This window comes from Mesorhizobium sp., from assembly GCF_041661565.1.
Classification (GTDB): domain Bacteria; phylum Pseudomonadota; class Alphaproteobacteria; order Rhizobiales; family Rhizobiaceae; genus Mesorhizobium.
This window is the reverse complement of record NZ_JBAZUD010000133.1, coordinates 1-13,850: the sequence shown is the minus strand read 5'-3', so window position 1 is coordinate 13,850 and position 13,850 is coordinate 1. Positions and strand designations below refer to the sequence as shown.

The following is a 13,850-nucleotide window of genomic DNA, read 5'->3' as shown; positions in this document are numbered from 1 at the left end:
ATGTGCAAGATCGACCCGTGGTTCCTCGAGCAGATCGCGGGCATCGTCGCCATGGAGGCCCGCATCCGCGAGCACGGCATCCCCAAGGATGCCGTCAATCTGCGCATGCTGAAGGCGATGGGCTTCTCCGACGCCCGCCTGGCGTCGCTGACCAGGACTGATGTCGAGGTCATTTCAAAGATCCGCGACAAGCTCGACGTTCATCCCGTCTACAAGCGCATCGACACCTGCGCGGCCGAATTCGCCTCGCCCACCGCCTATATGTATTCGACCTATGAAGTGCCCTTCGCCGGCGCGCTGGCCAATGAGGCGCAGGTCTCGTCACGGAAAAAAGTCGTCATCCTCGGCGGCGGCCCGAACCGCATCGGCCAGGGCATCGAGTTCGACTATTGCTGCTGCCACGCGGCGTTTGCGCTGCGCGACGCCGGCTATGAAGCGATCATGATCAACTGCAACCCGGAGACGGTCTCGACCGACTACGACACCTCCGACCGGCTCTATTTCGAGCCGCTGACGGCGGAAGACGTGCTGGAGATCCTGCGCGCCGAGCAGGCCTCGGGCGAACTGGTCGGCGTCATCGTCCAGTTCGGCGGCCAGACGCCGCTGAAGCTGGCCGACGCGCTGGAAAAGGCCGGCATCCCGATCCTCGGCACCTCACCCGACATGATCGACCTGGCCGAGGACCGCGACCGCTTCCAGAAGCTCCTGCACAAGCTTGGCCTCAGCCAGCCGAAGAACGGCATCGCCTATTCGGTCGAGCAGGCCCGCCTCGTCGCCGGCGAACTGGGCTTCCCCCTGGTGGTGCGCCCCTCCTATGTGCTGGGCGGCCGCGCCATGCAGATCATCCATGACGAGAGCATGCTGCAATCCTATCTGCTCGACACCGTGCCCGGCCTGGTGCCAGAGGACATCAAGCAGAAATACCCCAACGACAAGACCGGCCAGATCAACACGCTGCTGGGCAAGAACCCGCTGCTGTTCGACACCTATCTCTCCGGCGCCATCGAGGTCGATGTCGACTGCCTCTGCGACGGCAAGTCGACTTTCGTGTCGGGTATTCTCGAACATATCGAGGAAGCTGGCATCCATTCGGGCGACAGTGCCTGCTCGCTGCCGGTCCACTCGCTGCCTTCTGAGCTGGTCGACGAGCTGGAACGCCAGACGGCTGCGCTCGCCCGCGCGCTCCATGTCGGCGGCTTGATGAACGTACAGTATGCGATCAAGGACGGCACTGTCTATGTGCTGGAGGTCAACCCGCGCGCGTCACGCACGGTGCCCTTCGTGGCCAAGACCATCGGGCGTCCCATCGCCAAGATCGCCGCCCGCATCATGGCCGGCGAGACGCTGGAAGACGCCTTCGCCCATTACGGCGCCATGCCCGACCCGCGCAATCCCGGCCACATCGCGGTCAAGGAGGCCGTCTTCCCCTTCGCCCGCTTCCCCGGCGTCGACATATTGCTCGGCCCGGAAATGCGCTCGACCGGCGAGGTCATGGGCCTCGACCGCGACTTCGCGCTGGCCTTCGCCAAGAGCCAGTTAGGGGCCGGCGTCGACCTGCCGCGCTCCGGCACCGTCTTCGTCTCGGTGCGCGACGAGGACAAGGCCGGCATCCTGCCGGCCGTCAAGCGCCTCGCCGGCCTCGGCTTCAAGGTGCTGGCGACATCAGGCACGCAGCGCTTCCTCGCCGAAAACGGCGTCGACGCGCAGAAGATCAACAAGGTCCTGGAAGGCCGCCCCCACATCGAAGACGCCATCCGCAACCGGCAGGTGCAGATCGTCTTCAACACCACGGACGGCCAGAAGGCGGTGTCGGACTCCAAATCGCTGCGCCGCGCCACCCTGATGCAGAAGGTGCCGTATTATACGACGCTGTCGGGCGCGGCAGCGGTGGCGGAAGCGATCGCGGCGCTGAAGGCGGGGAGTTTGGAAGTCAGGCCGCTGCAGGAGTATTTTGCTTAGAGGGGGCGTCTCATTCAAAAGCCCTATTAAACAACAATCAGACGATGGAACTTGTTTCCATCCCCAACGCTCGCAATCGCACTAAACATCTCTTGCCCGAATCTATAATCCTCACGGGTATATCCTTCGTTATTTTTGATTTGCTGCTCCAACCGTTGTGCATCTTGACTGGCAGTATGGAGAAAATTTTCGTACATATCGATCAAATTTTGCATTATTCCCTCTGATGTCGATAACCTTGGATTATCCCTCAGCCATACAAGCCTTTCCAGGGGGGTCAATGAGCACATTGTCAAAGCATCATCTTGATCCACGGTATTCTTCAATCGATATATAGCCAGCAAATACAATATTGCTGAATAGCACGTAAGAATCCTACTATGCTTTAACTTATATAACTTAACTTTTCTTTTTATTCTCTGGCCTTCTGGAAGATTTCTGGTTCTCGCCTCATAATTTATACAGAAAGTCCTCCAGAGTCTGATGATATCATTTGTAAAGTAAGCAGGTATAAAACTTGATTTATATGTATCGAAATCAACCCAATAAGCTTTAATTATACTTGATCTAACCGAGTCAAAAATTACTTCGTTTACTATAGCGCGACCCTCGAGTAGCATTAGCAAACGAGTAGTGAATGTATTATCAGAATCGTCGACTGGCGATCCAATCTCATTCACCAAGCTACAATTAGTGAATTGACCTAGATATCTTCCGTCGCCATCGATATCCGGCAAATCTAGATCTCTGAATGCGGTTATGAGCTCGGCTTTCAGTCGGATTTCGTGCAACAGAGTTAGCTTACTCTTTTTACCTTCATCACACAGCGACACAATACAAGGGTCCAAATCGCTGTGATTGCTTGCCTCAAGTCTTCCAAAAGAGCCGTGCGCAAAAACACAGGCGTTGTCATTGGCCACCTTTTCCGCCTCGGCAAGAAGCGATTTGAGCTCCTTTAGAATGCCGAGCGAGTACTCCTTCCGCTCATCGATGACTCCCATTCATCCCCCCCCACTCGAACACGTTGGCAAATATCTCGGCCTGCTCAATAGCATCGTCGACAGCATGATGCGTGTGTTTTTTGTTCGAAGCTAGATTAGCAGGTAAATGGGAGCGGCCAGCCTCTGCAATAGGTATCGCAGACTTCACAGCGAAAGCCGTCTTGATATCGAAACATCGGGAATAATCGAATGGAGAGCCGCTTGGGCAGAAATTCATAAAGTACCAATAAAGCCAGCTCCAGTCAAAACTTAAAGGATAGGCTACCAAAACTGGAAATGAAATATCAGAAATTGAATTTATCCAATCGAAAGCTTCCACCATCGACTGAGCTGGATCACAACCTTCAAGTATAAGTCTCTCCCGATCCAATCCGTTCACAGCAAGCGCCTCAACTTGAAAGTTCGTTGAGATAGGACGAAGTTCCCTATAGAAAACTCTGTCGTAGCTAGCTGGTCGCTCGAAGCGCACTCCGTCGTACCGGCCAGCGTAAACGATTGCGAACGACAGCATCGAAAAGGGACCGGGAATCGGGCCATCCGTTTCAATGTCTGCCGAGAAGTAGACATCAGGACGCCGTATCGGCGCCGACCTAGGCACAGGATTGGGGTCTGATTTCTGACGCGCGGCGCCCTGAAATTTAAAAATCAATCGATCACCGACATCGGGAGCTGTGACGAGTGCAACTGCGAAGCGCAGTAGCGGGCAAACCTAAATTGGGAAACTACCGCTAACTCGCCTCAGACGCTAGCACGCATTGCTTGGCGCCTGAACTAGGGCAAGGGACCCAATTCGCTGAAATTTTCAAAACTGACGATCGGCGGAGCTATTGTCCACCGTTTAGCCCCCTTTCCCCTCAAGCCACCGCCACGCACTCAATCTCGATATCAAACTCCATCGGCCAGGACGCCACCGGCACAAAACTCCGCGCCGGCGGGTTGACGCTGAAATACTTCGCATAGACCCGGTTGATGGCGGTGTAGAAGCCGGAATTGACCGCGTAGATGCGCACCATCACCACGTTGTCCAGCGAGGTGCCGGCCGCTTCCAGGCAATGTTTCAGCGCCTTCAGCGACGCCTCGGTCTGCGTTTCGATGTCGCCGCGCACCATCTCGCCGGTCACCATGTCCACCGGCGGCGTCGCCGAGATGAACACGAAGCCGTTGGCCTTCACCGCCGTCGAACAGGGCAGGCCGAGCGAGCGCACCTTGGCCGACATGACGGGGACTTCGATGATTTCTTTTTTCATGGGTGTTGCTCCGTTTGGGTGGCACGGAGCTTATCGCGCAGGCCGGCGAACGCCAGCGCAGATGTTCCCTTCTCCCCTTGTGGGAGAAGGTGGCCGCGAAGCGGTCGGATGAGGGGTGTTCCAGGAAACACCGACGTCTCACTCCGCTGGAACACCCCTCAACCGTCTCGGCGCTGCGCGCCGATCCACCTTCTCCCGCAAGGGGAGAAGGGAAGATCGCAACCTACCCCTGCCCCGGATAGGGCGTGCCGTCCTTGTGCAGGAACAGTCCGTCGCGGCTCGGGCTCATCATGTCGATGTCGGAGCAGGTGATGACGTCGTCCGGATTGCGCGAGCCGACCTCGAGATAGCGGGCGGTGACCGACGAGCGGTTGATCAGATGATGGCCGTTGCCGCTGTTTTTGGCGAAGGCGGCGCTGTCGCCGGCGCGCAGCAGCGTCTCGCCGCCATCCTCGACCAGCGTCAGTTCGCCCTCCAGCACATGCACGAACTCGTCCTCATGGCTGTGCCAGTGGCGCTGGCTGGACCAGCCGCCGGGCGGCAGCGTCATCAGATTGACGCCGAAATCGGTGAGGCCGCCGGCGTCGCCCAGGCGCCGGCGCGTGCGGGTGGCGCAGGGGGCGTCGAAGGGCGCGGGATAGCCGGAGCCCTGGCGGGCGGGCACGGCGGCAAGGTCGATCCTGGGCATGGGTGCCTCCATGGGTTTGGGGGCAGTTTAGGGCGCGGCAGGGGGAGCGAAAGGGCCAGTTGGGGCGGTTGGTTTGGCAAGGGAGGCGCTCCGGCACACCCCAACTTCGTCATCCTAGGGCGAAGCAGCCGCGAAGCGGCGTCGCGAAGACCCGAGGATCCATTCCGTGAGATCAATCGAGGTGTGCAGCGGTGCAGAATTCTGCATCGTTGTGGGGCTCCGGACTCCCGGAATGGATCCTCGGGTCTGCGCCGCGTCGCTTCGCTCCTTGCTCCGCCCGTGGATGACGAAGAAAAGGTGGCGATGCCGGCAGAAGGATGCCTGCCCGCGATCCACCCACACCCGCAACCTAATGCAGCGCCGCCACGTCCTTCAGGTGCATCTCGTGCATCTGCAGTGTTGGCAGCGTTTTCTTGGCGAATTCCTTCAGCGCCGGGTCGTCGCCCGATTGCGCATAGGTGGAAAACAGCGCCACGGCCTGCTTGTGCGCCTCGGTCTGCACGGCGATGTACTTGGTCTGGAAGGCCTCGCCGTCCAGCGCCTTGAGCTGGTCGAGCAGCGCCTGGTCATTCGGCTGCAGCGGGCTTTCCTGCGCGATCGACGCGGTGGTCTGGCTCTTTTCCCGCGCCATCTTGAAGTCCTGGCCGGCCTTGGTGTGGTCCTTGACCATCAGCTCGGCGAAATCCTTCACGTCCGCCGCCACGCCCTTTTCCAGCGCCAGCTTGCTGCTTTCGATCTCGAAGCGGTTGGCGCTGACCAGCGTCTTGGTGAACGTGTCGGTGTCGACCTTGTTCTCCGACACAGGCGGCACGTCGCTCGACGGTGCCGCCTGCTGGGCGAAGGTTGCAGGCGCGCCGGCCAGAAGGGCCAGCATGGCGATGGCAAGATGCGGTCTCATGGTCACGCTCCGTATTGGTGTCCTCAAGGGACCCAACGCGGCACGCGGGATGAGGTTGCCCGGCACCCTCGCCTGCGACGGGAGAAACAGTCGTCCTAGGAGGGCAGGATGACCTCGCCCTCATCCTCGCCGTCCCAATAGTGCGCGAGCCGGGCTTCGACCTTGATCATGGCCAGGCCGGGCGTGTCGGTACCCTCTTCGAACCATTCGTCGATGTCCTCGTTCCAATGTTCCTCGAACGCCGCCTTGTCGCGGATGATCTCGGCCTCGCCCTCGATCGCGACCCAGAAATTGTCGTCGCCCTTGAAGGCCAGCGACACATTGGCGTCGCGTTCGATCTCTGCCACGACATCGGAATCTTCCAAGGTGAAATAGAAGGAGGAGCCGTCATAGTCGACGTCCTGGTTGTTGCTCATCGGCCGTCCGGCAATTCCGCCGGTCTCGGTGTGGGTCGACATCATGCAGACATCGATGTCGCGCATTTTGCCCGCGATCTCGGCAAGGCTTCTCTCGGTCATGGCGTGCTCCTTTGGCGGCTGTTGGCTAGGGCAACGTGTGAGCCATGCTTTGGTTCTCGGGAACCGCCGGCAGGGCCGGGCATTCCTGCAGCGGAGGAATTCGCGATGCGGAAGCTGTGCAAGGGAACCCGCGTGACCTGGGAATGGGGCGCGCATACGGCCGAGGGCAAGGTGAGCGAAAGCTTCACCAGCGATGTGACGCGCACGATCAAGGACACGGAAGTGGTGCGCAAGGCGAGCACGCAGGAACCCGCCTACCTGATCGAGCAGGCCGACGGCGACCAGGTGCTGAAAAGCCATTCCGAACTGAAGCACAGCCGCTGAACCGCCCGGAATCGGCGGCGGAACCCGCGCGGCTTTCCGGCATTCCCTTCTCGCGATAGACTGCCGGGTGAGAGGTACAGATGGATAATGACGATATCGACCTGCGCTGCCCGCAAGTGGTGGCCGACAACGCGGCCAAGGGGCTGAGGCTGCGCGGCGAGTTCGGCCGCGGCGGCACCGAGATCGGGGTGGCGCGCGCCACCGAACTGAAGAACCGCAAGAACCTGTCGCCCTCGACCATCCGCCGCATGGTCAGCTATTTCGCCCGCCACGAGGTCGACAAGCGCGGCAAGAATTACGGCAATGAGGAAAATCCGTCGGCGGGCTACATTGCCTGGCTGCTATGGGGCGGCGACGAAGGCCGCGCCTGGGCGCTGGAGCTCAAGAAGAAGATCGGCAACGCGCCGGATATCTGAGCGGTTCGCCGGGCCTTCGCCCTCGGCTGGCGTTGCTCAGCCGTACCAATCCACCTCGAACATGCCGAGCCGTTCGTAGAGCCGGACCGCACCGGCGTTCTCGACCGTGTTGGTCTTCAGGTCAACACGGTCGAGGCCGCGGGCGCGGAAGGCGGCAAAGGCGTGCCACATCAGCGCCTCGCCAACGCCCCTGCCGCGCGCTTGCGGGTGGACGGCGAGGTCCTTGACGAAGCCCTTCGTCCAGCACAGCGCCGCAGCCGCCAGCCGGCCCCTGGCGTCGATGACGAGGAAGCACAATGCCGGGTCGAATTCGGGATCGCCCGATATACGCGGCCACCATGTGCCGAACGGGCCATCGGTGCCGTCGTCGAAGACCTCGTCCAGCAGCGCATGCAGCGCCGGCGCGTCGCCCGGTTCGAAGCAGCGCATGACGAAGCCATCCGGCCAATGCGGCGCAACCAGCGTCTCGTCGAGGATCTTGCGCAGCCGGATGTCGTTTGGAGCCGGCGGGCGCGGTTGCGGCATCGCGCTCAGGCGTCGGGCTGCATGCGCCGGCGGTCGCGGCCCAGTCCGGTCGCCTCGAGCAGGCCCTTGCGCTTGGCGTCGTAATAGTAGCCGGTCTGGTAGAGCCAGTCGGCGCGCTTGGCGTTTCCGCCGGCCACCAGCCAGGCGCCGCGCAGATATTTGACCGCGTATTTCAGATTGGTCTCGGCGTCGAACAGGCCCGACGCCGGACCGTCATAGCCCATGCCGCGCGCGGTGGCGTGCTTGATCTGCATCAGGCCCCAATGGCCATGGTTGAAGGCCTTGGGATTGAAGGTGCTCTCGCGGTTGACGACATGGCGCACCAGGTCCGCCGGCACCTCGTAGAGCGCGGCGTATTTCTCGATCAGCAGCTCGATCTGGCCACGCGCGCCATGCTCTTGCCGAGCGGGCGCGGCGGGTGACTGGACAAGGGCGGCGGGGTTCTGCGGCACGACATAGGCGACCTGCTGCACGCCGGGCATGGCCTGGCCGTAGGCGGCCTTGCCACCCGCGGGCACGACGAGCCCGGCGGTGGTGTAGAGTGCGGCGGCCGGCGTGGCGGCATTGACCGGCGCCGGCGCCTGCCAGGCCTTGGCGGCCATCACGGCGGGCACCGCCGGTGTCGACCCGGCAAAGGCGGCGGCCGGCTCGACCGGCAGCACCGACGGGGCGGTCGCGCCAGCCGTCAGTTCGGCCGTTTGGACGGGTACCAGTCCCGAGGATTGCGGCAGCACAGAAACGGTTTCGGGCAGGGGTATGGTGAAGCCCGCATCGGCGCCCGCGGCGGTCGCGGTTTCCGTCAGCGACGGCGCCGCTTTCATCTGCGAGGTCGACGTGCAGCCGCTAAGGCCGGCGGCGGCGACGATGATGCCGATCGCGATAAGAGTGGGTTTTGCTGGCAAGCCGCGCTCGGGTCCGTTGATCGGGTTGTTAACAAACCCCTTACACCACCGATTCCTGGGGGGCAATCGTGGCCGGGAGGTGGTTTTCGGGTGGCGAGACCAGGCGACCGCTGCCATATTGTTCTGGATATGTACCGGCATGAATGCCGGTTTCCGCCGCTTTGCGGGAAGGAGCACGTCATGGAAACGACATCCCCGATCACGGCCGGCCACGCAGTGTTAGAAACAGTGATCGGTTTCATGGGCATTGCATGGAACGAAAACGGCCTGATCCGGCTCTGCCTGCCCGAACGGAGCCGCGAAGCGGTGGAGCGGCGGCTGATGCGCCATGCCGGCGTTTCAGCCTCTACCGCGCAGCCCCCATGGGTGGTGGAGCTCATCGCCTCGATCAAGGCCTATGCGGCGGGCGGGGATGTCGATTTCTCCGGCGTGCCGGTCGATCTCGCCGGCGTCGACGATTTCCGCCTCGCGATCTATACCGCCGCGCGAAAGCTCGCCTTTGGCGAAACCACCACCTACGGCGAACTGGCCAAGACGGCCGGCCATGCCGGGCTCGCCCGCGAAACCGGGGCAGCGCTTGGCGCCAATCCGGTGCCGCTGGTCATCCCTTGCCATCGGATCCTTGCCGCCGGCGGCAAGATCGGCGGCTTCTCGGCGCCGGGCGGCTCGGCCACCAAGGAAAAGATGCTGGCCATGGAAGGCGTGCGCGTCGGCCCGCCGCCGCCGGCGCAGGTTTCCTTCGGATTCTAGACTATTCAACTGGAGTCCGGAGCGCTCCAGCGTGCGTTGAGATAACTCGGCTGACTATCGAGACATCCTAGTGGCGCCGCAGGAAGCGGCGGCGGAAATGATCGTTGTCGACGCGCTTGCAGTTGTAGACCGGGCAGGATTTGGTGTCGGCGCTCGGCACATAGGCCCGCGTCCTGACCTCGCCCATGGTGCAGAACTGCTGGCTTTGCACATAGCGGTCGTAGAGCGGCAGTCCCGGCACCCTTGTCGACTGGTAGCGCAGGATGACGGCGCCCTGCCGCGCGATCGTCGCCTGAACCTTGCCGCAGCTCATCCGCGTCGGGTCATAGCGCGAGACCGCCCCCGCCTCGGCGGCGAAAAGCGTCAGGCACGCGGCAAGCAGAATGGTCTTCATCGTCCTCTCCCCAGTTCCTGTTCCAAACCGCCCGATCCGCCTTCGCCGTCCGGCCCTGTCGCAAGGCTTTCCCGCGCTTGGCGCGGCCTTCAGGCGGTTTTCCGATCACGGCTTTCTCACACAGTCTTGTTTTTTGTGCGAAAGCAGCCTATATCAGCCCCATTGATATTTCGGCCGATCGATCCGGGCCTCGCGATCTTCGCGTTTGCTGTCGTCTATCTCCAAAATCTCATGCACACCGGCTGGACCTCGGTTCGGTCAAACTAAAGCAAATGTTGAAGGACTATCTACAATGGCAACTGGAACGGTCAAGTGGTTCAACGCCACCAAGGGCTTCGGCTTCATTCAGCCTGACACCGGCGGCGCGGACGTTTTCGTCCACATCTCCGCTGTCGAGCGCGCTGGACTGTCGACCCTGGTCGAAGGCCAGAAGATCAACTTCGAGATCGAGCAGGACCGCCGCACCGGCAAGTCGTCCGCTGGATCTCTGAGCAAGGCGGCCTGATTTTTGCGAAATGCGCGCGCCGGGTGAGAGCCCGGGGCGCGCGGCAAGTCACGGATGTACTGACAGCCGCGTGAGAAGCGCGCTGGAGCGGAAAGAACCGACAAGCTGGATCAGCAGATAGCTGCCAGCCCGGACCGGAGGCTCCCGATCAGGCTACCGAAAATGGGAAGGCGGGATTTATCCCGCCTTTTTGTTGTCTGGAGCTGCCATCTGCCCCTTTACGATTGGCGAAACCGGCAAAGCTGCCTCTTTCTCCCCGTCACTATAAGGGGAGAAATGCCCGGCAGGGCAATGAGAGGCAGCGCTCACGATTTAGAATTGCCGTTGTGGGATCGCACGCGAGGTTAGCGCTGCCCCTCATCTGGCTGCCGCCATCTTTTCCCCGTAAACGGCAGGGCTATCGCATATGGATTCCCTCGAAGAGGGACCCCCACCCTAACCCTCCCCACCAGGGAGAGGGAACGCTGCCGCGCGCTCCCTATCTGCTGATGCGTGGGGAAACCTCGGCAACTGCCGAAATCAGCGCTCACCCAAGTCTCCCTCCCCCTTGTGGGGAGGGGCTAGGGGTGGGGGTATTCGTAGGGCGAAGGCCGTCGGGAAATCCATATGCGATTGCCCTTCCGTAAACGGGGAGAAGGACGCCCTCGTGACGGCTTTCGCCAACGACCAGCACCGCCTACCCCACCCACTCGATCGGCACATGCCCTGGATCCGCCTCTACCCGGCCAAGCCAGGCCACGACGGCCGGATAGGCGTCGAGCTGGAAGCCGCCCTGCTCGGCCGCATGCGTGTAGGCGTAAAGCGCGATGTCGGCGACGCTGAAGACGCCGCCGGCGAAGAAGGCGTTGTTTTCCAGATGCTTGTTCATCACGCCGAGCGCCTTGTTGCCGCGCTCCAGCGTGACCGCCAGCCGCTCAGGCGTCGCATGGCTGGCCCGTTCGGGAAAGATCAGCAACGCCCGGCGCACGGCGATGTAGGGTTCGTGGCTATATTGCTCGAAGAACAGCCATTGATAGGCAAGGCCGCGCTCGTAGCGGTCCGCCGGAAGGAAGCGCGTGCCTTCGGCGAGATAGAGCAGCATGGCGTTGGATTCGGCCAGCCGGCGACCGTCGTCGAGTTCGAGCAGCGGCACCATGGCGTTCGGGTTCTTGGCCATATAATCCGGCTTGCGCGTGTCGCCGGTGCGCGAACTCACCTCGACATTGGTGAAGGCCATGCCAAGCTTGGCCATCAGCAGGCGCGGCTTGTAGCAATTGCCGCTGTCCATCATGCCGTAAAGTATGGTCATCGGTCCCTCCGCGAGCACAGCTTTTTCCGGGTGATTATCGCCGCGGCGGCGGCCGCGACCAATGATTTGTTTTGGCGCGACGATCAGCGCCGCTGATGCAATTTCGGCGAATCTTGCCGGTCGCCAACGACGCGCCTAGCCAAACAGCGGAATGACCTTGGCATCCCGGCCCAGCAGCGCGTCGGTGTGCAACGGCTCTTCCTCGAAGACCGTTCCGGCAAGCGCCGGGCGGGCGAGATAGTAGCCCTGCAGCAGGTCGGCGCCGCCATCCAGCGCGACGCGCAGATGGGTGGCGTTCTCGATACCCTCGACCAGCACCCTGGCGCCCCGGTCGTGCAGGGTGGAAACCAGCGGACGGAAGAACCGCTCGGCTGCGGCGTGACGGCAGAAATCGCTGAACCAGGTACCGTCGATCTTGACGATGTCGGGATTGAGCATGCCGACCCGCTGCTCGGTCGAGTGACCGGTGCCGAAATCGTCGATGGCGATGCGGATGCCGTGGCGCCGTATTTCGCGCACCAGACGGGTCAGAAGCGCGTCGTCGGCCGCCTGCTCGGTGATCTCGCAGACCAGCATCGCAGGCGTCAGGCCCAGATCGCTGAGATGCCTGGTCATCAGCCGGATCTCGGCCAGCGCCCGCCCGCGATGATCGTTGATCAGCGGATTGTAGTTGAAGAACAGGTCGAGCCCGTCGACGCCGATGTTGCGATAGTTCCTGAGATGCAGCACGCGGCACATGGTCTCGACGAACAGCCGGTCCGGCGCGGCGACGCTGTCGAAAAACGCCCGCGGCGCAACCGGCCGCCCGGCACGGTGCGGCTCGATCAAGGCCTCGACCGCCACGGCGTGAAGAAACCGGCCGCGCGGCGCGAAGATCGGCTGATAGGCGCTGCGCAGTCGGAACTCGCCGTGGATGCCGTATTCGATGCCGACTTCGTCGACCTCGATCGCGTCGCCGACTTCGCGCCTCCGTTCGAAACTCATGTAGACCCTTTCCTGCCGAAAGCCTTCGTCGGACGCCCCGGATGCGGTCCCGGTGAGGGAGCCGGCGCGGCTGTGTCGACGACGGCAACGCGTGCCCGCCTGTTCTTGTCGAAGACGCGAAAGCTGGTCGGCGCCAGCTCTGGCCGCGCCAGCACGAAACCCTGGACCATCGACGCTCCCGATTTTTCGGCGAGCTCCAGCTGCCAGCTTTCCTCGATGCCCTCGAAAACCGTGCGGATGCCTTGGTCCTCGAAGCTCTTCACCATGCTGGTCAGCAGCGCGAAGCCGGCGCCGGAATCCATCAGCTGCGTGATCCAGAGGGCATCGAACTTCACGATGTCGGGCTTCAGCTCCTTGATGCGATGGATGTCGGAATCATCCGCGCCATAGTCGTCGACGGCAATGCGAAAGCCGTTTGCCCTCAGTGCAGCGACGAAACTGTGCAGGGTTTCCTGCGATGCCGACCGCTGTTCGGTCACTTCGCAGACGACCCGGCTCGGGTCGATATCGGCCTCGTGCAGCACCAGCCGCATTTCCCGCAACGCATTGTCGGCAACGGTGCGCTCGGTGAACACCGACGGATCGAAATTGACGAAGATGGACGCCTCTTGCGGCAGGCAGGCGCCGGCATTGAGCAGATGCAGCGTTCTCGTCAGCGCCTCGATATGCAGCCGGTCGGAAGCCGGGCAGGTGCTGAAGAAGCTTGACGGCGATTGCGGCTCGCCGTCGCGGAACGGACGGATCAGCCCCTCGAACGCGGCAAGCGACAGCTTGCCCTCCTTGAATGCGAAGATCGGCTGGAAGGCGCTTTGCAGCGTATAGAGGCCCCAGACACCGGTCGAGGTGCCGTCGTCGTGACGAATGATGTGGGCAAGCCCGATGCTGCGCGGCACTGTTCCTCGCTCCTCGAACTGGCGCATTCGATTTCGATATTGTCATGCAAGCCTATACCGGCCGTTAATGAATTTATTGTTGTCGAGCGGGCCCAATCACGGCTCCTTGACACTGGATCAGCCAACAATGCTTGCACTGGGCGAAATCATGCGACATGGAAGCGCCGCGGTCGCTTGAGGCCGCGCCGATCCCCTGGAGACCCATGACCATGGCCTTTCTTGCCGACACCCTTTCCCGCGTGAAGCCTTCCGCGACCATCGCGGTGACGCAGAAAGCGCGCGAGCTGAAAAATGCCGGCCGTGACGTGATTGGCCTTGGCGCCGGCGAGCCCGACTTCGACACGCCCGACAACATCAAGAACGCCGCGATCGAAGCGATCCGCCGTGGCGAGACCAAATATCCGCCGGTTTCGGGTATAGTGCCGCTGCGCGAGGCGATCGCGAAAAAGTTCAAGCGCGAGAACAATCTCGACTACAAGCCCGAGCAGACCATTGTCGGCACCGGCGGCAAGCAGATCCTGTTCAATGCCTTCATGGCGACGCTGAACCCCGGCGACG

Annotated in this window: 18 protein-coding genes; 6 read left to right on the top strand and 12 right to left on the bottom strand. The window is 62.0% G+C overall.

What is annotated here, in order from left to right; all coding sequences use genetic code 11:
- Positions 1–1,959 (top strand): carbamoyl-phosphate synthase large subunit (gene carB, locus WC739_RS20210; RefSeq protein WP_372954793.1); only part of this gene is annotated, 1,959 nt, incomplete at its 5' end.
- Between the two features lie 26 nt (positions 1,960–1,985).
- On the opposite strand, the gene WC739_RS20205 is transcribed toward carB, so the two are convergent.
- The 6 genes from WC739_RS20205 to WC739_RS20180 all read right to left on the bottom strand — a co-directional run bounded on the left by WC739_RS20205 (position 1,986) and on the right by WC739_RS20180 (position 6,311).
- Entirely contained in the window at positions 1,986–2,960 is a 975-nt protein-coding gene (locus tag WC739_RS20205; RefSeq protein ID WP_372954792.1) for a hypothetical protein, read from the bottom strand.
- Positions 2,944–3,609, bottom strand: a complete 666-nt coding sequence (locus tag WC739_RS20200; RefSeq protein WP_372954791.1) for an exonuclease — start codon at positions 3,607–3,609, stop codon at positions 2,944–2,946. Before WC739_RS20200 ends, WC739_RS20205 begins: the two co-directional genes overlap by 17 nt.
- Before the next feature lie 205 nt (positions 3,610–3,814).
- A complete protein-coding gene (locus WC739_RS20195) occupies positions 3,815–4,207 on the bottom strand; it encodes a Rid family hydrolase (RefSeq protein WP_372954790.1) in 393 nt (130 codons plus the stop codon).
- Between the two features lie 223 nt (positions 4,208–4,430).
- The gene (locus tag WC739_RS20190) at positions 4,431–4,895 is read right to left on the bottom strand and encodes a cupin domain-containing protein (protein ID WP_372954789.1); all 465 of its coding nucleotides are present in this window, start codon (positions 4,893–4,895) and stop codon (positions 4,431–4,433) included.
- Between the two features lie 349 nt (positions 4,896–5,244).
- The gene (locus tag WC739_RS20185; RefSeq protein ID WP_372954788.1) at positions 5,245–5,793 is read right to left on the bottom strand and encodes a DUF4142 domain-containing protein; all 549 of its coding nucleotides are present in this window, start codon (positions 5,791–5,793) and stop codon (positions 5,245–5,247) included.
- Between the two features lie 95 nt (positions 5,794–5,888).
- On the bottom strand, positions 5,889–6,311 hold the full coding sequence (locus WC739_RS20180) for a pyridoxamine 5'-phosphate oxidase family protein (protein WP_372954787.1): 423 nt from the start codon (positions 6,309–6,311) through the stop codon (positions 5,889–5,891).
- Positions 6,312–6,416: 105 nt separating this feature from the next.
- Here WC739_RS20180 and WC739_RS20175 point away from each other — a divergent pair, with 105 nt between their 5' ends.
- The gene (locus WC739_RS20175; protein ID WP_372954786.1) at positions 6,417–6,635 is read left to right on the top strand and encodes a DUF2945 domain-containing protein; all 219 of its coding nucleotides are present in this window, start codon (positions 6,417–6,419) and stop codon (positions 6,633–6,635) included.
- An 80-nt stretch (positions 6,636–6,715) separates the two neighbouring features.
- The gene (locus WC739_RS20170) at positions 6,716–7,051 is read left to right on the top strand and encodes a hypothetical protein (RefSeq protein WP_372954785.1); all 336 of its coding nucleotides are present in this window, start codon (positions 6,716–6,718) and stop codon (positions 7,049–7,051) included.
- 36 nt (positions 7,052–7,087) lie between these two features.
- Here WC739_RS20170 and WC739_RS20165 read toward each other — a convergent pair whose 3' ends face one another.
- Both WC739_RS20165 and WC739_RS20160 read right to left on the bottom strand, forming a co-directional pair.
- Complete coding sequence (locus tag WC739_RS20165; RefSeq protein WP_372954784.1) at positions 7,088–7,576, bottom strand: GNAT family N-acetyltransferase; 489 nt, start codon at positions 7,574–7,576, stop codon at positions 7,088–7,090.
- A 5-nt stretch (positions 7,577–7,581) separates the two neighbouring features.
- Entirely contained in the window at positions 7,582–8,478 is an 897-nt protein-coding gene (locus WC739_RS20160; protein WP_372954783.1) for a transglycosylase SLT domain-containing protein, read from the bottom strand.
- 180 nt (positions 8,479–8,658) lie between these two features.
- Between WC739_RS20160 and WC739_RS20155 the strand changes: the two genes are divergently transcribed.
- Positions 8,659–9,228, top strand: a complete 570-nt coding sequence (locus WC739_RS20155) for a methylated-DNA--[protein]-cysteine S-methyltransferase (RefSeq protein ID WP_372954782.1) — start codon at positions 8,659–8,661, stop codon at positions 9,226–9,228.
- Positions 9,229–9,295: 67 nt separating this feature from the next.
- On the opposite strand, the gene WC739_RS20150 is transcribed toward WC739_RS20155, so the two are convergent.
- Entirely contained in the window at positions 9,296–9,622 is a 327-nt protein-coding gene (locus WC739_RS20150) for a hypothetical protein (protein ID WP_372954781.1), read from the bottom strand.
- 292 nt (positions 9,623–9,914) lie between these two features.
- Between WC739_RS20150 and WC739_RS20145 the strand changes: the two genes are divergently transcribed.
- On the top strand, positions 9,915–10,127 hold the full coding sequence (locus tag WC739_RS20145; protein ID WP_140736178.1) for a cold-shock protein: 213 nt from the start codon (positions 9,915–9,917) through the stop codon (positions 10,125–10,127).
- Positions 10,128–10,803: 676 nt separating this feature from the next.
- On the opposite strand, the gene WC739_RS20140 is transcribed toward WC739_RS20145, so the two are convergent.
- The 3 genes from WC739_RS20140 to WC739_RS20130 form a co-directional block, all read right to left on the bottom strand.
- On the bottom strand, positions 10,804–11,415 hold the full coding sequence (locus tag WC739_RS20140) for a glutathione S-transferase family protein (RefSeq protein ID WP_372954780.1): 612 nt from the start codon (positions 11,413–11,415) through the stop codon (positions 10,804–10,806).
- 135 nt (positions 11,416–11,550) lie between these two features.
- Positions 11,551–12,399: an EAL domain-containing protein gene (locus WC739_RS20135; RefSeq protein WP_372954779.1), complete on the bottom strand. Its 849-nt coding sequence runs from the start codon at positions 12,397–12,399 to the stop codon at positions 11,551–11,553.
- Positions 12,396–13,292: an EAL domain-containing protein gene (locus tag WC739_RS20130; protein ID WP_372954778.1), complete on the bottom strand. Its 897-nt coding sequence runs from the start codon at positions 13,290–13,292 to the stop codon at positions 12,396–12,398. The genes WC739_RS20135 and WC739_RS20130 overlap by 4 nt, the downstream gene beginning before the upstream one ends.
- A gap of 209 nt (positions 13,293–13,501) precedes the next feature.
- Here WC739_RS20130 and WC739_RS20125 point away from each other — a divergent pair.
- Positions 13,502–13,850: aminotransferase class I/II-fold pyridoxal phosphate-dependent enzyme (locus tag WC739_RS20125; protein WP_372954794.1), on the top strand; the 349-nt coding region annotated here is incomplete at its 3' end.

What these genes read in the sequence shown, in the direction of transcription:
- WC739_RS20185 (WP_372954788.1), bottom strand. Translation starts at nt 5,793, where the DNA reads ATGAGACCGCATCTTGCCATCGCCATGCTGGCCCTTCTGGCCGGCGCG.
- WC739_RS20135 (WP_372954779.1), bottom strand. Translation starts at nt 12,399, where the DNA reads ATGAGTTTCGAACGGAGGCGCGAAGTCGGCGACGCGATCGAGGTCGAC.
- WC739_RS20190 (WP_372954789.1), bottom strand. Translation starts at nt 4,895, where the DNA reads ATGCCCAGGATCGACCTTGCCGCCGTGCCCGCCCGCCAGGGCTCCGGC.
- WC739_RS20165 (WP_372954784.1), bottom strand. Translation starts at nt 7,576, where the DNA reads ATGCCGCAACCGCGCCCGCCGGCTCCAAACGACATCCGGCTGCGCAAG.
- WC739_RS20155 (WP_372954782.1), top strand. Translation starts at nt 8,659, where the DNA reads ATGGAAACGACATCCCCGATCACGGCCGGCCACGCAGTGTTAGAAACA.
- WC739_RS20150 (WP_372954781.1), bottom strand. Translation starts at nt 9,622, where the DNA reads ATGAAGACCATTCTGCTTGCCGCGTGCCTGACGCTTTTCGCCGCCGAG.
- WC739_RS20140 (WP_372954780.1), bottom strand. Translation starts at nt 11,415, where the DNA reads ATGACCATACTTTACGGCATGATGGACAGCGGCAATTGCTACAAGCCG.
- WC739_RS20180 (WP_372954787.1), bottom strand. Translation starts at nt 6,311, where the DNA reads ATGACCGAGAGAAGCCTTGCCGAGATCGCGGGCAAAATGCGCGACATC.
- WC739_RS20145 (WP_140736178.1), top strand. Translation starts at nt 9,915, where the DNA reads ATGGCAACTGGAACGGTCAAGTGGTTCAACGCCACCAAGGGCTTCGGC.
- WC739_RS20170 (WP_372954785.1), top strand. Translation starts at nt 6,716, where the DNA reads ATGGATAATGACGATATCGACCTGCGCTGCCCGCAAGTGGTGGCCGAC.
- WC739_RS20205 (WP_372954792.1), bottom strand. Translation starts at nt 2,960, where the DNA reads ATGGGAGTCATCGATGAGCGGAAGGAGTACTCGCTCGGCATTCTAAAG.
- WC739_RS20195 (WP_372954790.1), bottom strand. Translation starts at nt 4,207, where the DNA reads ATGAAAAAAGAAATCATCGAAGTCCCCGTCATGTCGGCCAAGGTGCGC.
- WC739_RS20175 (WP_372954786.1), top strand. Translation starts at nt 6,417, where the DNA reads ATGCGGAAGCTGTGCAAGGGAACCCGCGTGACCTGGGAATGGGGCGCG.